Annotated in this window: 18 protein-coding genes and 3 pseudogenes; 10 read left to right on the top strand and 11 right to left on the bottom strand. The window is 73.2% G+C overall.

The features are described from left to right. The first annotated feature begins 238 nt into the window (after nucleotides 1-238). Complete coding sequence (trxA, locus tag ACZ38L_RS16490) at nucleotides 239-571, top strand: thioredoxin (protein WP_396563316.1); 333 nt, start codon at nucleotides 239-241, stop codon at nucleotides 569-571. Between the two features lie 459 nt (nucleotides 572-1030). Continuing rightward, nucleotides 1031-2041, top strand: a complete 1011-nt coding sequence (locus tag ACZ38L_RS16485; RefSeq protein WP_465693540.1) for a helix-turn-helix transcriptional regulator — start codon at nucleotides 1031-1033, stop codon at nucleotides 2039-2041. Nucleotides 2042-2250: 209 nt separating this feature from the next. Here ACZ38L_RS16485 and ACZ38L_RS16480 read toward each other — a convergent pair whose 3' ends face one another. From ACZ38L_RS16480 to ACZ38L_RS16470, 3 genes are all read right to left on the bottom strand, one after another. Continuing rightward, a complete protein-coding gene (locus ACZ38L_RS16480) occupies nucleotides 2251-3042 on the bottom strand; it encodes a DUF4232 domain-containing protein (RefSeq protein ID WP_465693538.1) in 792 nt (263 codons plus the stop codon). Between the two features lie 205 nt (nucleotides 3043-3247). Then, a complete protein-coding gene (locus ACZ38L_RS16475) occupies nucleotides 3248-3811 on the bottom strand; it encodes a ricin-type beta-trefoil lectin domain protein (protein ID WP_465693536.1) in 564 nt (187 codons plus the stop codon). A gap of 280 nt (nucleotides 3812-4091) precedes the next feature. Further along, nucleotides 4092-4754 (bottom strand): phosphotransferase, encoded by a 663-nt coding sequence (locus ACZ38L_RS16470; RefSeq protein ID WP_465693534.1) that lies wholly within the window; start codon nucleotides 4752-4754, stop codon nucleotides 4092-4094. A gap of 101 nt (nucleotides 4755-4855) precedes the next feature. Between ACZ38L_RS16470 and ACZ38L_RS16465 the strand changes: the two are divergent. Next, nucleotides 4856-5668 (top strand): annotated as a pseudogene (locus tag ACZ38L_RS16465) (ABC transporter ATP-binding protein); the annotation flags it as partial. A gap of 16 nt (nucleotides 5669-5684) precedes the next feature. Then, nucleotides 5685-5942, top strand: a pseudogene (locus tag ACZ38L_RS16460) (transposase); the annotation flags it as partial. Nucleotides 5943-6516: 574 nt separating this feature from the next. Here ACZ38L_RS16460 and ACZ38L_RS16455 read toward each other — a convergent pair. The 3 genes from ACZ38L_RS16455 to ACZ38L_RS16445 form a co-directional block, all read right to left on the bottom strand. Further along, nucleotides 6517-7377, bottom strand: coding sequence for a type 1 glutamine amidotransferase domain-containing protein (locus ACZ38L_RS16455; RefSeq protein ID WP_465693529.1), 861 nt, complete (start codon nucleotides 7375-7377; stop codon nucleotides 6517-6519). Between the two features lie 103 nt (nucleotides 7378-7480). Further along, complete coding sequence (locus tag ACZ38L_RS16450) at nucleotides 7481-8539, bottom strand: ABC transporter permease (RefSeq protein WP_465693527.1); 1059 nt, start codon at nucleotides 8537-8539, stop codon at nucleotides 7481-7483. A 141-nt stretch (nucleotides 8540-8680) separates the two neighbouring features. After that, on the bottom strand, nucleotides 8681-9478 hold the full coding sequence (locus ACZ38L_RS16445; protein WP_465693628.1) for an MBL fold metallo-hydrolase: 798 nt from the start codon (nucleotides 9476-9478) through the stop codon (nucleotides 8681-8683). Nucleotides 9479-9555: 77 nt separating this feature from the next. On the opposite strand from ACZ38L_RS16445, the gene ACZ38L_RS16440 reads away from it, so the two are divergent. After that, on the top strand, nucleotides 9556-10176 hold the full coding sequence (locus tag ACZ38L_RS16440) for an ABATE domain-containing protein (RefSeq protein WP_465693524.1): 621 nt from the start codon (nucleotides 9556-9558) through the stop codon (nucleotides 10174-10176). A 69-nt stretch (nucleotides 10177-10245) separates the two neighbouring features. Here the strand turns inward: ACZ38L_RS16440 and ACZ38L_RS16435 are convergent. Next, nucleotides 10246-10832, bottom strand: a pseudogene (locus ACZ38L_RS16435) (DUF4232 domain-containing protein). Nucleotides 10833-11237: 405 nt separating this feature from the next. Next, a complete protein-coding gene (locus tag ACZ38L_RS16430) occupies nucleotides 11238-11840 on the bottom strand; it encodes a hypothetical protein (protein WP_465693520.1) in 603 nt (200 codons plus the stop codon). Between the two features lie 315 nt (nucleotides 11841-12155). On the opposite strand from ACZ38L_RS16430, the gene ACZ38L_RS16425 reads away from it, so the two are divergent. Continuing rightward, complete coding sequence (locus ACZ38L_RS16425) at nucleotides 12156-12902, top strand: methyltransferase domain-containing protein (RefSeq protein ID WP_465693516.1); 747 nt, start codon at nucleotides 12156-12158, stop codon at nucleotides 12900-12902. A 32-nt stretch (nucleotides 12903-12934) separates the two neighbouring features. On the opposite strand, the gene ACZ38L_RS16420 is transcribed toward ACZ38L_RS16425, so the two are convergent. Beyond that, entirely contained in the window at nucleotides 12935-13681 is a 747-nt protein-coding gene (locus ACZ38L_RS16420) for an ArsR/SmtB family transcription factor (protein ID WP_465693513.1), read from the bottom strand. A 134-nt stretch (nucleotides 13682-13815) separates the two neighbouring features. On the opposite strand from ACZ38L_RS16420, the gene ACZ38L_RS16415 reads away from it, so the two are divergent. Beyond that, nucleotides 13816-14862: a phosphotriesterase family protein gene (locus ACZ38L_RS16415; RefSeq protein ID WP_465693509.1), complete on the top strand. Its 1047-nt coding sequence runs from the start codon at nucleotides 13816-13818 to the stop codon at nucleotides 14860-14862. A 142-nt stretch (nucleotides 14863-15004) separates the two neighbouring features. Here the strand turns inward: ACZ38L_RS16415 and ACZ38L_RS16410 are convergent, their stop codons facing one another. Continuing rightward, on the bottom strand, nucleotides 15005-16486 hold the full coding sequence (locus ACZ38L_RS16410) for a hypothetical protein (protein WP_465693505.1): 1482 nt from the start codon (nucleotides 16484-16486) through the stop codon (nucleotides 15005-15007). Between the two features lie 395 nt (nucleotides 16487-16881). On the opposite strand from ACZ38L_RS16410, the gene ACZ38L_RS16405 reads away from it, so the two are divergent. The 3 genes from ACZ38L_RS16405 to grpE all read left to right on the top strand — a co-directional run bounded on the left by ACZ38L_RS16405 (nucleotide 16882) and on the right by grpE (nucleotide 20144). Beyond that, nucleotides 16882-17463, top strand: a complete 582-nt coding sequence (locus tag ACZ38L_RS16405) for a TetR/AcrR family transcriptional regulator C-terminal domain-containing protein (protein WP_465693502.1) — start codon at nucleotides 16882-16884, stop codon at nucleotides 17461-17463. Nucleotides 17464-17649: 186 nt separating this feature from the next. After that, complete coding sequence (gene dnaK / locus ACZ38L_RS16400) at nucleotides 17650-19518, top strand: molecular chaperone DnaK (protein WP_465693499.1); 1869 nt, start codon at nucleotides 17650-17652, stop codon at nucleotides 19516-19518. Further along, nucleotides 19515-20144, top strand: coding sequence for a nucleotide exchange factor GrpE (gene grpE, locus ACZ38L_RS16395; RefSeq protein ID WP_465693496.1), 630 nt, complete (start codon nucleotides 19515-19517; stop codon nucleotides 20142-20144). The genes dnaK and grpE overlap by 4 nt, the downstream gene beginning before the upstream one ends. A 63-nt stretch (nucleotides 20145-20207) precedes the next feature. On the opposite strand, the gene ACZ38L_RS16390 is transcribed toward grpE, so the two are convergent. Continuing rightward, nucleotides 20208-20339, bottom strand: coding sequence for a hypothetical protein (locus tag ACZ38L_RS16390; RefSeq protein ID WP_465693494.1), 132 nt, complete (start codon nucleotides 20337-20339; stop codon nucleotides 20208-20210). Nucleotides 20340-20371: the final 32 nt, after the last annotated feature.

Here is a 20371-nt window from a genome sequence, read left to right as displayed (position 1 = left end):
TCCCCCCACCCCCTCCCCCCCCCCCCCCCCCCCCCCCCCCCCCCCCCCCCCCCCCCCCCCCCCCCCCCCCTCCCCCCCCCCCCCCCCCCAGCCCCCCCCCCCCCCCCCCCCCCCCCCCCCCCCGGGCCTCGTGGCGGCCGGGATGCCGCCGAGCCGGCGTCGGAGTACGACGGGGCTGGTCGGGGCACAGGTCCGGCGAGACATCCGCGGCACAGTCCGTTGAACACAGGAGGCATACATGGCAGGAACACTGAAGAACGTCACCGACGCGAGTTTCGAGCAGGACGTCCTCAAGAGCGACAAGCCCGTTCTGGTCGACTTCTGGGCCGAGTGGTGCGGCCCGTGCCGGCAGATCGCGCCGAGTCTGGAGGCGATCGCGGCCGAGCACGGCGACAAGATCGAGATCGTCAAGCTCAACATCGACCAGAACCCGGCGACCGCCGCGAAGTACGGGGTCATGTCCATCCCGACGCTGAACGTCTACCAAGGAGGGGAGGTCGCCAAGACCATCGTGGGGGCCAAGCCGAAGGCCGCCATCGAGCGGGACCTGGCCGACTTCCTCGGCATGTAGCGACTCGCCGGCCACGACCGGCGGTGGCCGATCACACGCGTTTCGGCCCCGCGTCGTCGGGGCCCTCCGACAGCCGCCCAGGACGCGGGCGCGGCAGGAGGGCCCCGACACGACTGTCGTGAGCTGGCCGCTCCGGTGGGGCCGGTGGCGCAGCGGCCGGGCGCCGAGGTCCGGCCGCGCGGGCGCCGCCGGCGTGGGCGCCGAAGGTCCCGCCGGGCACCGCGACGGCCGCCAGGCCGAACGACGCGGGCTTGCGCATGGCACGTTCCCCCTGGGTTCGATGGAGCGGTGGATCCGGCGGCCGGTGGCCCGCACCGCTTCGCCGGGCCCCACACTGCCGCCGCGCGGGATATCGCCGCCGCCGCGCACGATGGTCCATCATGTGACGGGGGCCGAAGGGGCAGCAGACACAAGCGCCCGGATCGGGCGAAGCCAGGGCGGATTTCGGGGGAAATCGCGATGGGGTCAGAGGACGACGTCCTGTTCGACGTCTATGCGTGGGCGGTGGCGCAGCGCCGGCTGCCGGTGGACGACATCCCGCGCATCGGGCGGGAGTTGGGTTACCGGGACGACGAGTGCCGACATGCCGTGACAGTGCTGCTGGACCGTCATGTTCTCGTTCCCGACGCGGAGGGTCTCGTCGCCGCGAGCCCGGAGATCGCCATCGCGACGCTGGTGGGCCCGCGGGAGAGCGCGCACCGCCAGGCCGAGGTCGATCTCCTGACCGAACGCGGCCGCACGACCCAACTGCGTTCCCGCCTCGCCGCGTTGAAGTCCGTCTACGCCGACCCGCCGCACGACGGGGCCATCAGCGGGGTGGACGTCCTGGAGGACAAGTTCGTCGTCCGCGCGCTCATCGCGGACCTGACCGCGACCTGCGAGAAGGAGATCATGGCCTGCCAGCCCGGTGGCGGCCGGCCGCCCGCGGCCCTGGCCGACGCGCTGCCGCGGGACCTCGAGCTGCTGCGCCGCGGGATCACCCTGCGCAGCCTGTACCAGCACACGGCACGCTTCCATCCGGCGACCCAGGCCTACGCCGAGACCGTGCTCGCCGCCGGCTCGCAGGTCCGTACCGTCGCCGAGATCCCCGGCCAGATGATCATCATCGACCGTCGGACCGCTCTCCTGCCACACCGCGAGCACCGCTTCGGGGCCGTCGTCGTGCGCGAGTCGTCGATCCTCGACTACCTGTGCTCGGCGTTCGAGCAGGCCTGGAACCTGGGCACGCCCTACCAGACCGGCCCCTTCGCCGCGCGGGCCGCGGTCAGCGAGATCAAGGCCGCGATCCTGGCGCTGATGGCCAACGGCCTCAAGGACGAGGTGATCGCCAAGCGGATGGGCCTGTCCGTGCGCGCCTGCCGCGGTCACATCGCCGGCCTGCTGGACATGCTCGACGCCCACAGCCGTTTCCAGGCCGGGGTGATCGCCGCCCGTGCCGGACTGCTGGAACCGAAGGGCGACGAGGCCTGACCGGACGGCCTGTCCTCGGACGTACTGCTCGAGGGCGGTTCCGCAACCCGGGGCCGGCCCGATCGACCGGACCGTCCCGCGTCGGGCGACCGCGGGGTCGCGCCCTCACGTCGCCGGTCGGCGCGCCGGTCGCAGTCGGCGTCACGGCCCGCCTCCTGGAGCGCCACGCCGCGGCACCGCGCGCGCCGTGCGGAGGGGCTGCCCGCTTCTCAGTGCTGCGTGCTGGCGCCGGACATGGAGGTGACCGCGTCCGCCACGCTGCTCCGGTAGAGGCCCAGCTTCGGCTCGAGCACCCGAGCGCCGGTGCCGATCGGGAAGTTCTCGATGTCCGCGAGGGGCATGTTGGTGCCGTCCCGGTCGGCCAGCACGTTGAGCTCGTTGATCCAGGACAGGGTGCCGGTGGTGGCGCCGCTGGGGTCGAGGTCGATGACCGCGTAGGCGCTCTGGCCGGCCGGGAGCGGGAACCGCAACCTGCTGCCGGGCCCGCCCGGGACCGTCGGGATGACGTTCTGGCTCTCGTCGGCGGAGGCGGAGTTGCCCAGGTCGACCCCCGGGTAGGAGCTCAGGCTGCAGGCGTTCGGGCCGGCGTTGTGCACCTCGATCACCCGCTGGGTGGCGGCCCCGGGGCGCGCCGTCAGGTGGATCGAGAGGTGCTGGATGTCGCATGGGTGGGCGGCGGCGTAGGCGTCACGCCCGGTACCGCCGGATCGTGCGGCACCCGACGGGCTCGCGGCGGACGGTGTGCGCCTCGCGGCTGCGGCGGTGTGCGACGGCGTCCCCGCCGCCGGTGCGGCAGCCGCGGCCGCGGGTGCGGCGGGGACGGGAGCGCTGGAGGCCGGGGCGCCCGCCGCGCCCGACGGTGCGGCGGCCACCACGGCGGGCGAGGCCGCCGCCGAACCGCTCGCCGACGTGTCGTCGGGCCCGCAGGCGGTCAGGGCGAGCCCCGCCCCGGCGACGAGGACGGCGGACAGGAGCAGCGGGCGACGGCGACGGACGGACATGGTGGCTCCCCGGCGGCGGTGCGGTGCGCGTGACTCGGACGCATCCCAAGACGGCGGAACAGCCGCCGTGGGTGGCACGATCGGTGTCACAGTCGTCAGGACATTACCCGGACGAGGCTGTGACACTCCGTCAGCCATCGAGCGGTCGACGCGGCGCCGACCGCTCCCGCCATCCCGCCCCCTCCCGCTGTCGCGCCGTGGTCGGCTACAGGTTGGGGTTGGTCGGGGTGCTGCTGGCGGAGGGGTGCCAGTCGAACTGCTGGTAGATGCTGGCGCTCGCGCCCGGCGTGGAGCCCATGAGGTGGTACGAGCCGTTCGGCCCCGGCATGCCCGTGGCGAGGAGGCAGGCGTTGGCGGCGTTGCAGACGCTGTGGTCGGGGCCGAGTGTCCAGCGCTGGTTCGGGTCGTTCGCGTTGCAGTCGTAGGCGGCGGCGTCAGGTCCGCCGCTGGGTCCGTTGGCGACGTGGGCCCAGAGGCACCGGCCGTCGTTGGTGCTGTGGATGAGGCCGTCCTGGCTCCAGAACCAGAACTGGTTCCAGGTGCCCATGCACGGCTTGATGACGACCGGCCGGCCGTTGCCGTTGGCTTGCCGGTACTCGTCCATGCAGAAGTAGGTGCCGTTGTTGGAGGGCGGCTTGTAGAGGGCGACGAGGTAGCCGTAGGCGTAGGGCTGCGCGGTGGCCGGGGCCGCTTGTGCGGCGGACGGCAGGGCGAAGCCGAGGCCGAGCGCGAGTGCGAGGGGGGCGACGATCTTTCCGATGCGCTTCAACAGTTCAACTTCCTTACGATGGCGTGTCGTTGGGATGATGGGAGCGCTTCGAGCAGTACCTGGGTGACACCGGTGGATAAACCTGTGTACATGAGAGACGGTAATCGATTCATATCAGCTGACGCCAGGGGCGGAACGATGCGACCTTGGACTGACACTGACGTGCCCTCGGCGGCGGACCCTCCGCCCACCCGGTCGTCCCCTCGGCGTCGGGAGCGCCCGGTGGCGGTCGCGGGCTGCCCTCCCGGGGGGGGAGGGGCGGGCGGCCGGGCCGGGTGCGTCAGGAACCGGCGGTCTCGATGATCAGGGCCACCGCCTCGTCGAGCTTGCCGACCTCCTGCGGGCTGAGCGTCGGGTTGGCGGCCCGCCGCGCCCTGGCCTGGGCGAGGTACGCCTCCTCCACACCGCCGAGATGCCGCAGCAGCGGGGAGAGCACGGCACGGGCACCTGCGGCGACGGCGGGCATGGTGAGGGCGGCCTGCGCCAGGATCAGCGCGCTCATCGCCGTGTCCAGGCCCGGTGGGCCCTGCACCGCGGTGGCCCAGTCGATCACGACCGGGCCCCGTGGTGTCAGCACGACGTTGTCGGGATGGAAGTCCAGGTGCAGGATCCGATGCCCGGGTCCGGCGGGGAGACGCGCCGGGATCGCGTGCAACCGCCGCAGCAGCTCCGCCAGCATCGCGCCGGCCCGTTCCGCCGTGACCACGCCGTTGGCCAGGGCCTCCACCATCGTCGGGCCGGACAGCCGCTGCATCACCAGTTCACTGGCGGCCGTCCCCGGCCAGACGGCGGGCACCGGGAACCCGTGCTCCGCCAGGTACCCCATCACGGCTACCTCAGCCGTGGCGTCATCCCCGCCCCGGTAGCGACGCAGCACCCGCCCGTCGTCCAACGCGAACACGTCCGCCGTCCGGCCGGCCCCCACCAACTCGCCGATTCTCATGCCGCAGAACCTAGCCGGGGCCGGACCGGCGGTACCAGACCGGACCGCTTCGGACCCGTGGGTCACACCTGCGGGCGCACCGCGCGGGCCGTCAGCGCCCGGCCGCCGAGACCACGGTGCTGCGCCTGATCGCCGGATTCGAGGAGCCGTCGTCGGGCCGGGTGCTGTTGAACGGGCGGGACGTGACCCGGATCGCGCCCTTCGACCGGGACGTCAACACGGTCTTCCAGGACTACGCGCTCTTCCCCCACCTGTCGGTGCGTCGGAACGTGGAGTACGGGCTGCGGGTGAAGCGGGTGCCGCGGGCCGAGCGGTCGGAGCGCGCCACCGCGGCGCTCGCCACGGTCCGCCTGGCCGGCCTGGCCGACCGCCGCCCCAGCGAACTCTCCGGCGGCCAGCGCCAGCGCGTGGCCCTGGCCCGGGCCCTGGTCAACCGTCCCCCGGTGCTGCTGCTGGACGAGCCGCTGGGCGCGCTCGACCTCAAGCTGCGGTTGGAGATGCAGATCGAGCTCAAGCGGATCCAGCGCGGGGCGGGCGTCACCTTCGTCCTCGTCACCCACGACCAGGACGAGGCGCTGACCACGAGCGACCGGATCGCGGTCTTCAACGCCGGTCGGATCGAGCAGGTCGGCACGCCCGCCGAGGTCTACGAGCGCCCGGCCACACCGTTCGTCGCGGGCTTCGTCGGCACCGCGAACCTGCTGCACGGCCCGGAGGCCGCACAGGTCTTCGGCTCACCGGGCAGCTGGACGATCCGGCCGGAGAAGATCCGCATGACGCGCCCGGACGGTTCCGCCCGACCGGACGAGTTCCGGGCGGCCGGCCGGATCGCGGACGTCGTCTACACCGGCGCGCAGACCCGGTTCGCGGTCGACCTGGAGACCGGCGGCCGGCTCGTCGCGCTGCGGCAGAACCAAGGACACCGCGCAGGCCCTGTGGGACTGGGTGGGGTGGGCACGACGCTGCCGCCTGGAACCCTTCGTGAAACTCCAACGCACCATCGTCAAGCACTGGGACGCCATCACCGCAGCCGCCGAGCACGGACTGAGTAACGGACTCGTCGAGAGCATGAACACCAAGATGCGGCTGATCACCCGCATGGCCTTCGGCTTCAAGGACGCCACCTCCCTCATCGCCCTCGCCATGCTCAGCCTCGGCGGCCACCGCCCCCACCTACCGGGCCGTCGCCCAGTGGGTGACCGCCTGGAACGAGATCAAGAGCTGATGCCCTCCCCCGCGCGCAGGTTGGCCGGGGCGCTCCACCGGCGTCCCGGCCTGCGTCTGGCAGCACTGCTCTGCGCACCGATGGCGTGGCTGACGCTGGCCTACCTCGGCTCGCTGGCGGTGCTGCTGCTGTCGGCGTTCTGGACCACCGACGACTTCACCTCGAGCGTCGAATACGTCTGGAACACCGGCAACTTCACGTTCTGGTACGTGATGCTCCCGGCGGTGCGCGGCGCGCTCCTCGCGGGCGCGCTGCTGGCCTTCGCGCTCTCCTTCGACGAGATCGTGGTGACGACCTTCACCGCGGGTCCCGGCACCCAGACCCTGCCGCTGTGGATCTTCGCCAACCTGGCCCGGCCGAACCAGGGGCCGGTGGTGGACGTGGTCGCCTCCGCGCTCATCGTGCTGTCGGCGCTGCCGGTCCATCTGGCGCACCGGATGAGCGAGCAGGCGGGGGCGGGCGCGCGGTTGCGGTAGGCCGGGCTTCGTCGTCCGGTCGGTCGCCGCTGGCGGGGCCGGCACCCGCGCCGCCCGGCGTTCAGCTCCCGGACAGCACCGCGCTGAACCGCTTCCCGAAGGTGTGGACGTCGCCGGGCCAGCGGGCCGACACGTAGCGGCCGTCCTGGACGACGAAGGCGGGCCGCTCGTCGTCCGCGCTGTCACGTCGCAGGCCGCCGGCCTTGCGGCGGGCGTCGGGCAGGCCGGCGGTGACGTCCTGGAAGTCGGCGGGATCCCTGAGCGCCCGGGTGACCTCCTGCTGGACGGACAGGTAGCCCTCGGGCTGGCCGGGCTCCTCCGGATAGGTGCGGTAGTAGTCCGGGTCCCAGAACCGCGTCCGCCGGGCCAGCTGCCACGCCTTCCGCTCCAGGCTCCAGGTCAGCGCGGTGGTACGCCTGCCGTACAGCACGGACCGGCCGGTCGCCGGGTCGGTACTGCGCGCGGCGAGCAGCACCCCGTGGCAGATCGCCGCCACGGGCAGATCGCGCCGGAAGGCCTCGACCACGTGCCCCTGGAGGGTCTCGCTCTCCAGGTACTCGACCATGCCCCGCGCCCGGTGGCCACCCGGCAGCACGAGGCCGTCCAGCTCGGCGAGTTCGATGTCGGACCAGCGCAGCGGCGCCCGGAAGGCGGCGTCACGGCGCAGCCGCGCGTACGCCTCGGTGGCGGCCCGGTTCGCCCGCAGCACCCGCCCGACCAGCACCAGCCGGCCGAGGCCCGGTGTCCGGGCCCAGGGATCGAGGCCGCGGCCGGTGACCATCAGGTCGTCGGCGACACCCGGCCGGCCGTCCGGGGTGGCGAACAGCACCGTGTGGCCGGCGTCGGTCAGCACCCGCCAGGTGACGGCGACCTCCGACGGGTCGAAATCCCGAGCGGGAATCGGTACGAGCACCGTCGCCACCGCGAGCACCTGCTTTCCTGTCGTCCGCCGTCCGCCGTAGTGCCGAACACTATCGCCGCGCCGACGCCCCGCGGTCCGAGGGCGGATGCGGGCTGGTGGTCGCTCAGTCCTGGGTGACGGGTGCGGCGCCCTGGCCGGTGTCCCGGCCGCCGGGGTGGCGCTCGCGCCACACGACGAACAGCAGGGTGGCGGCCAGACACCACGCGGCCAGGACCACGTAGGGCTCGAGGTGCTGGTTGTGGTGGAAGTAGATGGCGTTGCGTTGGGCGTTCACCGACGCGCCGGGGGGCAGGAAGCGCCCGAGGAAACCCAGCGCGGGAGGCAGCAGGGGCCAGGCGACCGCACCCCCGGAGGACGGGTTGCCGAGCACGACCAGGAGGAGCCAGGCCGGCAGGAGCGCCCAGCGCCCGAAGAACGTCTGGAAGGCCGTGTAGATCGCGCCGGAGGTGAACATGGTGAGCGCGCAGATCGCCCACGACTGGACGAAGGGCAGGCGCAGCACGCCGAGGACCCCGCCGATCATGGCGCAGATCGACAGGCCGCCCAGCAGCGCGTAGAGCGCCGTGAAGGCGATCCGTTCCGCGGGCTCAAGGGACTTGGCGTGCACGCCGAGCTGGATCGCGCCGACGAGTCCCAGGATGTTCGATCCCAGGGACACGTAGAAGACGGCGAGTCCCTGCGGGTCCGTGTCGGGAAGCGGCTTGACGTCCCTGACCTCGACCGGGATGCCCAGCTCGCCGCCTACCCGCGGTGCGCTCTGGCCGAGTACCCGCGCGACCGATGCCCCGGCCGCGCTGGCGACATCGACCTGGGTGCCGCTCGCGTTCTGCTGGAGGATCGCGAAGTCCCGCTGCGCGTCCACCGAGGCCCGGGCCGAGCCGTAGTCGGGATACCTGTGGAGCACCAGTGAGGTGCCCAGGGCGTTCTCCAGGGCGCTGACGAAGCGTCCGCCACCGGCGGCCCCGCCCGTCACAGCGACGGGGATGCGGTGCGGGACCGGATGCGCCATCGCCCAGGAGTAGGCGCCCACGAAGAGCCCGGCCAGTGCCCCGACGATCAGTGAGACCACTGCGGCGGGAACGAAGGGGGAGCACGTGGGCCGCGGCCGGCCGTCTCCGCCGGACGGCTGCGGACCGGCCGCCGCGGATCGGTGCTCACCCATGGCGGGATCGTATGCCGGGCGGCGTACGATCCCCGGTTCCCCGGCGGGTGCGCCCGTGGTGTCCTGCGGCCGACCGGGTCCCGTCACCTCGGGCGCTCCGGTCCCCGGGCCGTCGGTGGTGACGCGTCGTTCGCGCTTCGGTCAGCCGCGCGTGGCGGCGGCCCAGGCCGAGGCGGGCTCCAGACGGTCCAGCAGCCCGGCCGCCGTGAAGGCGTCGACCAGGTGGCTGCGGCCCTCGGTGAAGTGGCCCCAGCTGTCGAAGTGGACGGGGACCACGCGGCGGGCGGCGAGGATGGCGGCGGCCTCGGCGGCCTGGGCGCTGTCGAGGGTGAGCAGCGCGCCGTCGAACAGAGCGGTGCGGGCGGCGCCGGCGAAGAGGACGGCGGTGTCCACGGGGGCGAAGCGGTCGGCGATCTGCCGGACCAGGGCCAGCGAGGCGTTGTCGCCGCTGATGTAGACGGTGGGCAGGTCCGGGGCGGTCAGGACGAAGCCGATCACCTCGCCGGTGACGCCTTCGCAGCCCTCGGGCCCGTGCTGGGCGGGAGTGGCGGTCACGGTCAGGGTGCCGCCGTCGGGGCGGGGCAGGTCGACGCTCTCCCAGGGGGCCAGGCCCCGGGCGGTGCCGCCGAGCCGGCCCGCGCCGCCGCGTGTGGTGAGGACCAGCGGGATGTCGGTCAGCAGGGCACGGCCGGAGTGGTCGAGGTTGTCGGGGTGCTCGTCGTGGGAGAGCAGGACCACGTCGACGGGGGCGAGTTCGGCGGGGGCGGCGGCGGCGGGGGCGGTCTTGGTGAGGACGTGGCCCCCGCCCCGGGGGTACTCGCCCGGGGCGTCGAAGGCGGGATCGGTGAGGAACCGCAGCCCGCCGTACTCGATCAGGGCGGTCGGACCGCCGAAGACGCTGACGGGGGTCTGCTCGGCGGGCGTGCTGGTCTCGGCCATCATGTCCTCACGGGTAAGTCGAATTTTTTCCGTGAGATGAAACTAGTGGAGTCTCACGGAAAAACGCAAGGCGTAACATGAGAGCCATGAAGGAGACTGCGACCGGCGACCTCGTCCACCCCATTCCGCCGCCCGCACCGGGCGCGGAGCAGTATCGTGCGCTCGACTTCGCCAACACCGCGCTCACCCTGCCGGGCGGCCAGCACCTGGACCTGCTCGGTACACCCGAGGCGGCGACGCGGTGGCTGGTCGAACGCGACCTCGCGCCGGCCGACGCCAGGCTGTACGAGGTGTGCGCGGCCCGGCTGCGCGCCCTGCGGGACCAGCTGCGGGCACTGCTCGCGTCCCGGATCGACGCCCTCCCCGCGCCGGACGGGGCGCTGCGCGCCGTCAACGACGCCCTGACCGGCGCCCCCGCGGCCGCGCTGCTGCGCTGGGACCCCGCGCGGGGCCTGCACCGGGTCCGGGCGCATCCCATCGACCAGATCGTCGACCACGCCCTCGCGGTCCTCGCCGCCGACGCCGCCGACCTGCTCACCGGCCCCGACGCCGAACGGCTCGCCGCCTGCGACTCCACCCCCTGCCAGCGCTACCTGCTGCGCACCCACGCCCGCCGTCACTGGTGCTCGGTGCGCTGCGGCGACCGCGCCCGCGCGGCCCGTGCCTACGCCCGCCGCACACGGGCCACGGGGGGCTGACCCCGGCTGGGCAGGACACGACCGACCGCCGGGCAGCCGCCTGCCACACCGTCACCCGCCGACGACGGATCAGCCGTTCTTGCCGACCGGCTCCAGGTACAGCGTGTCGGTACCGCCGGCGTCCGCACCCGTGGCGAACTCCTCCCCCGGCCAGTTCATCTTGACCGAGTGGGTCTCCCCGGGCGGGGTGATCGTCATGGTGGTCACCTTGGCACCGGGATGGCCGTCGGGGTTGGTGCGGTACCAGATCGTGAACGTGCCGCCCTGCCCCTTGGCAAGGGTGACGTGCCCGGCTGCTGGAAGCCGCGCGGCACGTCGGTGGCTCCCTCGCTGGTGACCAGGTTGACCCCCGCGAAGCCGTACAGGGTGCAGGTGCCACCCTTGTTGACGAACGACACGGTGACCGAGCGCATGTCCGCCTCCGGCGGCGTGGCGTTGCCCACGGAGACGTCGGGAATCAGGTTGTCCGTGGCGCAGGAGGCGACCGCCGCCCTGCCCGCCCCGGAACCGCCCCCGGCGGGGGCCTTGGCGCCCGCGCCGGGGGCGGCCGAACCGCCACCGGTGCCGGCGGGGGCCTTGGCGCCGCTCGGCGCCGACACCGCCTGGCCACCACCCGTGCCGGCCGACCCGCTGACGTCGTCCTGGCAGGCGGTCATCGCCAGCCCCGCCACGACCAGCACCGCACCTGCCGCCAGGGCACGCTGAACACGCATCTGAACATCTCCCATGAGTGATGGATCGCGGCTCCCCACCGCGGCCACCAGAAGCGTCACAGAGGCGATCATGATCGTCCAGCCTGCGGCGACGGCCGGGACAGAGCTGTGACGGTGTGCCGTTCCTGTCCCAGAGCTCCGGCCCGAGCGACCTGAGCCGGCCCGAATCCGTTCCCCGCTCTCCAGATCCCACGCCCGTGCCGCGCTACGGTCAACTCCCGTGTGCGGCAGGGAATTTCCGTTCCGCATGCGCTCAGCCGGGGGCGTCCGGGTGGTCACCCCCGGGGTCGGGCCCCACCGCGGCGGTGGATGGGCCGGGCACAGCTGCCGCGGCCCATCCACCGGACCTCACACGGTCAGCTCGATCGCTTCCATGCGCAGCGACTGGCCGGTGGTGCCGACGAACGCGGTGGCGGGCGTGGCCTGGCAGTTCCAGCCCTGCCAGCCGATGTTCTGCACGTGGGCGTCGGCGCAGACGGCGCCGGTGGAGACGCCGATGTTGAGCGCCTCCATGCGCAGGGACTGGCCGGTGGTGCCGACCTGGGCGACCAGGCCGTCGCCGACGCAGGACCAGGCCTGCCAGCCGATGTTCTGCACGTGGGCCTGGGCGCAGACCCCGCCGACGCCGGAGACCGCGATGGTCAGCGCTTCCATCCGCAGCGACTGGCCGGTGGTGCCGGCCTGGGCCCCGTCGCAGACCGCGGGCTGCCAGCCGATGTTCTGCACGTGCGCGGCGTAACAGATGTGCCGGCCGGTCGCGTTGGGGTGGGTGAGTTGCTGCTGGCGTACCGCGGCCACCACGGCGGCCTGTGCGGCGGCGTCGGGGGCGGCGGCCGCGGGGGCGGTGCGCGTGGTGGGGGTGGAGGCCTGGGCGGGGGCTGCCAGCGCGCCGAGCCCGGCCGCCAGCAGGGCGGCGCCGAACAGGGCGGGGATGCGCCGGTGTCGGATCATGCGGAATGTCCTCTCGCTCGTGCGGGCCGCCACTGACGGCCCGTTAGTGACATGGACATGAAGATGCTACGGCAGGCCCTCCCGGCCCGAGCGAGTTTGCCGAACTGGCGGAAAAATCACCCGAGTTTGGCGCCGGCTGGGCGGTCTCCGGCAGGTCGCCGCGTCTTGGCGGCGCAGGCCCGAGCATGGTCGATGCCACGTCGGGACCACGGCCGCGGCTCGGGCCCGGCCATGGGGATCGCGCGTCGGCCGTTGTCTTTCGGACCGCACGGTAGGCGTCGGCCTGCCGGTGGTGCGGGCTCGCGGTCAGGGTTGGTGCCGGGCGCCGCGACGGCGCGCGTCGCAGGCGAGAGGCGGGCCTGGAACGGGTTTCACGGTGACCGCGGAGCGCTCTTCGCCGGCGCTTCGATCTCCACCTCGGCAAGGCAGGCGCAGGAGACGATCACGCAAGTCACGCGCAGGACCGACGCCGGACAGACGGCACGTTGGAACGACCCCGCCGGCCACGCCTGGGTCGAGGCGCAGGTGGTCCTCGACGGGATGTTCAGGCCCTTCGAGGAGCTGCTCCTCGAGGCGGTCCGCGCCGGACGCGGGAACCGCGTGCTCGATGTCGGCTGCGGCACGGGCAGCACGACGGTGGCCGTCGCGCGGCGGCTCGGTGCGAGGGGTCGCTGCGTGGGCATCGACATCTCCGATCCGTTGACTTCCTCCCCGCCCTTCAGAGCGGGGAGGAAGTCAAGACGACGGCCGAACGCGCCGGGGCAGTTCGCCTTCGCGGACCCGTGCAGGGTCCGCCGCGTTCTGGAGGAGAGCGCCTGGGCCGAGATCGACATCCGGCCGATCGATGTGGTCTGCGCCCTGCCCGAGAGGGAGCTGGTCCGTTACTTCACCCGGCTCGGTCCGCTCGGCCTGGCCCTCGGCGAGGTAGATGAGCGCAAGCGCGCCCAGGTCGTCGAGACGGTCCGCCCCGCGTTCGATTCCTACCTGCGCGGCGGGGAGGTCCGCTTCACCGCGGCCTGCTGGCTGGTCGGTGCGCGAGCGCTGTCCGCGCCGGGTTCCTGAGCGGCACGGCACGCGACCGGCGCGGGGTCCGGTCACGCCGTGCTGAGGCCGAGTACGGCCTGCAGGTGGGCGGCGCCGGCAGGGGTGACCCGGACCGCCCGCTGCCGGGGGCTCTGTTCGAGCCAGCCCGAGGCGGTCATGGCGGTGAGGAGCTCGGCCCCCAGCCGGCCGGCCAGGTGGTGGCGCTGTTCGCTCCAGTCCAGGCAGAAGCGCAGCAGCGGCCGGCGGACGGCCGCGGTGAGCACGTCGTCGGACACGCCGAGGGCGGCGAGCACCTGCGGGCCTCGGGGGCCGAGCCGGTGGGCAGGCGGGTCCGACGGGCGGCGGGCGGTCCCGTCCGGGCGGTCCGCTGTGATCAGGGCTCCTCGGTCCACCAGCGCCCGGGTCACCTCGACGCCCAGCCGCCCGGCGAGGTGGTCGTAGCAGGTACGGGCGGCGCGCAGGGCGGCGGAGCGGTTGCCCTGGCGCAGCGAGCGGACCGGCTGGAGGGGCGCCATGCCGGCCAGGGCCTCGATGACGGCGGCGACCTGGGCCGAGGCCAGGCGGTAGTAGCGGTGGCGGCCCGACTGCTCCACCGCGAGCAGGCCGGCCTCGCGCAGCCGGGCCAGCTGTGCGCTGGCGGCCTGGGCGGTGACTCCGGCCTCGGCGGCGAGCTGGCCGGCGGGCAGGGCGCGCCCGCCGGCCAGGGCGGTCAGGATGCGGCTGCGGGTGGGGTCGGCGAACCAGTTCGCCGCGTGGGCGATGTCCGGTTCTCCGGGGCCGGCCGGGGTGGCACACATGCCCCCATCGTCGCCCATGGACGTTTCCGGCCGTGCGGAAGTGTGCCCGGGGCGGCTGGCCGCGGCGACGTTTCCGGCCCGGTGGAGGCGTTCTCGGCCTAGGGTGCCACGGAATCAGGAGCGGAGGAGCCACGGTGGCACATGTTCAGACGGTCAACGGCCCGGTCGATCCGGCCGAACTCGGCGGGGTGCTCTCCCATGAGCATCTGCTGTCGCTGACTCCGGGGCCGTGGCTCTCGGGCGGCCCGCGACCGCGCGGCGGCGAGCGCGGTGAGCGCGAGGCGTTCGCGCGCGAGCAGGTCTCGCTGGCGGTCTCGGCGCTCAGCGGGCTGCGGGCCCACGGGATCCGCACGGTCGTCGACCTGAGCCCGTACGGCGACGCCGGCCGGGACGCCTCGGGCGCGAACGTGGCGCTGCTGAGGGAGATCTCCCGGCGCAGCGGCGTGCACATCGTGTGCGGCACGGCGACCTACCGGGAGGGGTTCAGCCCGCGGTGGGTGCGGGAGGCGTCGGTCGAGGAGATCACCCGACGCTTCGTCGAGGACGCCACGACGGGAATCGCCGGCACGGGAGTGCGTGCGGGGATTCTCGGCGAACAGCCCACCGGTCTGGGGGAGGTCACGGCCCACGAGCTCAAAGGGCTGCGGGCGGCCGCTCGTGCCCACCACGTCACGGGACTGGCGGTGAACACCCACACCACGCACGGGACGATGGCACTGGAGCAGCTCGACCTGCTGGCCCGGGAGGCCGTCGACCTGGCTCGGGTGGTCGTCGGGCACCTGGACAACCACCCCGACCTCGACTACGTCCGCCGCGTTCTGGACCGTGGCGCCGCGATCGCCTTCGACTCGGTCGGCAAGGAGACCTGGGACCTGCGGCTCCCGGCGCCGGCGGGGCCGCTCCCGGACGGGCCGTACACCAAGCAGGCCCTGCGTCGGTCCGACTCCACCCGGGCGGACCGGATCGCCCGGCTGGTCGCGGAAGGTCACACCGAGCGCATCCTGCTCTCCCACGACCTCACCGGCGCCCAGGTCCACCTCAACCCCGCCACCCACGGCCGATGGGGCTACGCCTACCTCAGCGCGGTGTTCGTCCCCATGCTCGCCGAACGCGGGGTCACGCCCGCCCAGATCCACGCCATGCTCCACACGAACCCCGCGCGGTTGCTCACCATCGCCTAGGGCTGTCCGAGCGGGGCAACGGCGACCGGCGGTTCGGGGTGAACGGCGCCGATGCCCCCGGCCGTTGACCCGCCGCACGTCGAAGTCCCCACCCGGGGTGGGGACTTCGACGCCGGTTCGCCCTGACGGGCGGGCAGCGGCGTCAGCGGGTGGGCGTGGCGCTCGGGTTCGGGCCGGGCGCCGAGGCGGCGACTATCGGCCATTCGTTGCGGTAGAGCGTGAAGGGCAGGTCCTTCTCGAGCAGCGGGGTGCCCAGGACGGCGATGCGCGCCAGCACGGATCCGTTCACGTCGAGGCCGCCGTAGAGGCCGGCCCGGCCGGTGACGGTCGGCTTGGTACCGGTGCTCTCGACGCTGACCTCGCCGTTCACCGCCGCCCGCAGGTACGGCTCGACGGTGGCCTTCACGCCCAGGCTGTCGTAGAGCGCGACGGACCCGTCGGCGACCAGGCCGCTGCGGACGTTGGCGTTGCCGGAGAAGCGGGCCCGGACCGGGGAGATCGTGGTGGTGACGGGTTCGGTCGCGGAGGTCCAGCCGGCCGCCTTGGTGTAGTCGGCGTGGATGGCCCAGTCCCCGTCGACCTTCTGCGTGGTGTCGACGGTGACCGTGCCGTCGGCGCTGACCTCGGCGTAGACGGTGAGGTTCAGGGTGATCACGACGGGCAGCGAGCCGACCATCACCGTGGGGGTGGCGGTGAGGGTGGCGATCGGGATCTTCACCTGGCCGGTGGAGCCCGCCAGGCTCGCGGTCAGGTGCCAGTTGGCGTGCGCGCCGAGGTCGAAGCCGACCGCGGCCTGCTCGGCGCCGAGGATTCCGTGGGCGCCCTGGTAGGAGAAGAGGACGCTGGGGTCGAGTTCGAGCGAGCCGGAGAGCGTGGCCTTGGTGCCGCCGGGCAGCGGGATGCTGTCGTTCGCGTCCAGTTCCAGCGCGGCCGAGGCGGAGCCGTTGCCGCCGTCGGGGTTGGGGACGTAGGAGACCTTGAGGTCCTTGAGTTTCGGGGTGAGCTGGATCCGGTGCGGGTCGAGGGCGCTCCTGACGTTGGCCCAGGTCTGGCCGAGCAGTTCGGAGATGGTGGCCGGGCGGGTGCTGACCGCCACCTTCCCGTCGCCGGCCGGCTGGACGCCGGTGATCGCGAGCAGCGCGCCGTGCGGGGCGGCGGCCGACGGCGGACTGTCGATCAGCTGGCCGGCCTGGAGCGCGGCGGTGGCCGCGGCCGAGGCGGCCGGGCTGGGGGTGGCCCCCTTGCCGGTGCCGGCGACGGCCAGGACGGCCTTGCCGGTCTGCTGGTTGTAGGAGTCCAGCTTGAGGTCGGGGGTGCCGGCCACGGTGGGCGCCTTGGACGGGGACGGATCGGCCGGTGCCGGCTTCGATGCTCCGGAGGCGCTCGGGTGGGCGGCGGGCTCCACCGACGGTGCCGCTGACGCCTGGTCGGCGGCCGGGGTCACCAGGGTCACCCGCGGGTTTCCGGTGGGGGCCGCCGTGTCCGGCCAGGTCGCGTCGGTCGGGGCGGAGGCGGCCGGGGCGGCGGCGGTGGACTGGGCGGCCGGCGTCGTCGGGTCGCAGGCGCTGAGCGAGAGGACGACGGACGCGGCGAGCGCGGGCAGCGCGAGGGTGCGCGTGGACATGCGGAGGGTCACCTTCGGCGTAAGGCGGGCAGGGAGGTTGGCCACCCCACGACGTGTCAGGGGCATGCCAGATATGGCGTCGGCAAGGCCCACCGCGGGGAGGACCCGAGTGGCTTCCGGCACGTCGCGGGAGAGCGCTGGAGGTGGCCGGGTTCCGCCGTCGGCCAGGACCGCGCGGGGCGCATCGCGCCGCACGGCCCGACCCGGTGTCAGATGTGCGACACCGGACGCGAACCCCCTGGCGCCCCCCTAAAACTAGAGCCAGTAGTTTTGCCTGGGCGAGAACGTACACTAGTCCGCGTTCACGGCCCAACTCCGGGTCCGACGAGGTGAGAAGGCGAGACGAGAGCGCGATGGGCAGACCGCCACGGCCGTTGCTGACCCGGGAGGGGATCATGCGGGCCGCTCTCGCACTGGTCGACGAGGAGGGGGCGGAGGCCCTGTCGACCACCCGGATCGCGGCCCGACTGGGCGTCAAGGGGCCGTCCCTCTACAACTACGTCGCGAGCCGCGAGGAGATCATCGACGGGATCTGCGACCTGATCGTCGCCGAGATGGAGCTCGATCCGGGCATCCGTCCGTGGACGGCCGCGCTGGACAGCTGGGCGCGCTCCTACCGCGCCGCGTTCGCCGCCCATCCCCACATGGTGCCGCTGCTGGTGACACGTCCCACCCAGTCCCTCGCGGCGCTCCGGGGCTACGCCAACGCCTTCGCCGTGCTGCGCGAGGCCGGCTGGCCGCAGGAGCACCTGGTGCCGATCGTGCAGTGCGTCGAGTACTTCCTCGCCGGCGCGGCCCTCGACTTCGGCCTGCCGCGCGCGGCGTCGCTGCCGGCCACCGGACTTCCACCCGGCCTGGATCCCCTGCTGAACGCCCCGTCCGACTTCAGTGAACTGGCCTTCGAGACCGGCCTGTCCACGCTGATCCGCGGTTTCGAACAGACGCTGAGCAGCCTCCAGGCCGACCGGCACGCCTGACGGGACAGGTGCCCGCGGGGCCGCCCGCAGGCGTTCGCGGGCAAACTTGATAGCATTGGACTCAAGTTTCATGAGGACTCCTGGAGGCTGTGGGCCGCCCCTCGGCGGAGGGCGGCGGGTGCCACCAGGGGTGTGCCGTCCGCCCAAGCCCGGTGGTACACCGGACTGGAGGAGGGAGATCTTGAGATGGCTCGCTCAGTCGGTATCGATCTGGGGACCACGAACTCGGTGGTCTGCGTCTTGGAGGGCGGTGAGCCGACCGTCATCCCGAACGCGGAGGGCGCCCGGACCACACCGTCCGTGGTGGCCTTCGCCAAGGGCGGCGACGTGCTGGTCGGCGAGATCGCCAAGCGGCAGGCGGTCACCAACGTGGAGCGCACCGCGCGGTCGGTGAAGCGGCACATGGGTGAGGCCGGCTGGCGGTTCCCGGAGCAGGGCAGCATCGACGGCAAGCAGTACACCGCACAGGAGATCTCGGCGCGGGTGCTGCAGAAGCTGAAGCGTGACGCGGAGGCGTACCTGGGCGAGGACGTGACCGACGCGGTGGTCACGGTGCCCGCGTACTTCAACGACTCCCAGCGCACCGCGACCAAGGAGGCCGGCGAGATCGCGGGCCTGAACGTGCTGCGGATCGTCAACGAGCCGACCGCCGCCGCGCTGGCCTACGGCCTCGACAAGGAGAACGAGCAGACCATCCTGGTCTTCGACCTGGGCGGTGGCACCTTCGACGTCTCGCTGCTGGAGATCGGCGAGGGCGTGGTGGAGGTGAAGTCCACCAACGGCGACACCCACCTGGGCGGTGACGACTGGGACCAGCGGGTCGTCGACCACCTGGTCAAGCAGTTCAAGAACGGTTACGGCGTCGACCTGTCCAAGGACAAGATGGCGCTGCAGCGGCTGCGCGAGGCGGCCGAGAAAGCCAAGATCGAGCTGTCCTCCGCCGCCGAGACCAGCGTCAACCTGCCCTACATCACGGCCTCCGCCGAGGGCCCGCTGCACCTGGACGAGAAGCTCACCCGGGCCCAGTTCCAGCAGCTGACCGCGGACCTGCTGGAGCGCTGCAAGACCCCGTTCCACCAGGCGGTGAAGGACGCCGGGATCAACGTCTCCGACATCGACCACGTGATCCTGGTCGGCGGTTCGACCCGGATGCCCGCGGTGACCGACCTGGTCAAGTCCCTCACCGGCCGGGAACCGCACAAGGGCGTCAACCCGGACGAGGTCGTCGCGATCGGCGCCGCGCTGCAGGCCGGTGTGCTGAAGGGCGAGGTCAAGGACGTCCTGCTGCTGGACGTCACCCCGCTGTCCCTGGGCATCGAGACCAAGGGCGGCATCATGACCAGGCTGATCGAGCGCAACACCACGATCCCCACCAAACGCTCGGAGATCTTCACCACCGCCGAGGACAACCAGCCCTCCGTGCAGATCCAGGTCTTCCAGGGCGAGCGCGAGATCGCGGCCTACAACAAGAAGCTCGGGATGTTCGAGCTGACCGGCCTCCCGCCGGCCCCGCGCGGCCTGCCGCAGATCGAGGTCACCTTCGACATCGACGCCAACGGCATCATGCACGTCGGCGCGAAGGACCTCGGCACCGGCAAGGAGCAGCGGATGACCGTCACCGGCGGCTCCGCCCTCCCCAAGGACGACATCGAGCGGATGGTCCGCGAGGCCGAGCAGCACGCCGAGGAGGACCGGCGGCGCAAGGAGGCCGCGGAGACCCGCAACAACGCCGAACAACTGGTCTACGGCACCGAGAAGCTGCTCCGGGAGAACCAGGACAAGGTGCCCGGCGACGTCAGGAGCGAGGTGGAGACGGCGATCGCGGACCTCCGGGAGAAGCTCGAGGGCGAGGACACCGCGGCCATCCGCGAGGCGACGGAGCGGGCGACCACGGCCGCGCAGAGGATCGGCACCGCCCTCTACGCCCAGGCCCAGGCGGCGGGCTCCGGCGGCGGCCCGGCGGCGGGCGGTTCGGATGCCGCGGGTGGTGAGGAACAGGACGTCGTCGACGCCGAGATCGTGGACGAGGACAGTCCGAAGGGAGGCGCTGGATGAGCCGGCCGGACGGTTCCGGGCCTTGTGGACCGCAGGAGCAGGTGCCCGCGGTCGTGATCCGGGACAAGCGGCGCATCGACCCGGTGACCCTGAAGTTGCGGGATCCCGACCGGGCCGGGAAGGAGGGAGCGGGCGGCGGGGAGGAGGCCGGGAGCGAGCGGCTGCTCGGCGCGGTGGACCGGCTCGGCGCGCTCGAGGCGCGGCTCGCCGAGCGCACCGCCGACCTGCAACGCCTCAAGGCGGAGTACGACAACTACCGCAAGCGGGTGCGGCGCGACCGGCTCGCGGTCCGCGAGATCGCCGTCGTCAACGTCCTGACCGGGCTGCTGCCGGTCCTGGACGCCATCGACCGGGCCCGCGAGCACGGCGAACTCACCGACGGGCTGCGGGCGGTCGCCGACGCGCTGGAATCCCAGCTCGCCGCCCTGGGGCTGCAGTCCTTCGGGAACCCGGGCGAGCCCTTCGACCCCACCCGCCACGAAGCACTCGCCCACGAGCCCTCGGCCGAGGTCGAGGAGCCGACCTGCACCACCGTGCTGCGCCCCGGCTACCGGGTCGGGCAACACCTGCTGCGCCCGGCCCAGGTCGTGGTCGGCACACCGCCCGCCCCGGCGCGGGAGGGTTAGGCACGGCCAGGCCGCCGCGGTCGGATCGCGACACCCGTCCGACCGCGGCGGCGTGTGATCAGCTCAGCAGCACGGCGCCGTGGCGGCCACCATCGGCTGCTGGGTCGAGGCGGGCGGGGTTGCCTGGGCGACGCCCACCGGTGCGATCGAGAGGCCACGGGCCACGCCGGCCGCCATGGCGGTGATCCGCTTCATCCCAGCTCCAGGGTCCAGTAGTTGACACTGAC

The organism is Kitasatospora sp. NPDC024654 (assembly GCF_055559155.1).
Note: the sequence above shows the minus strand (reverse complement) of the source record. Positions and strands in the feature narration are given on the sequence as shown.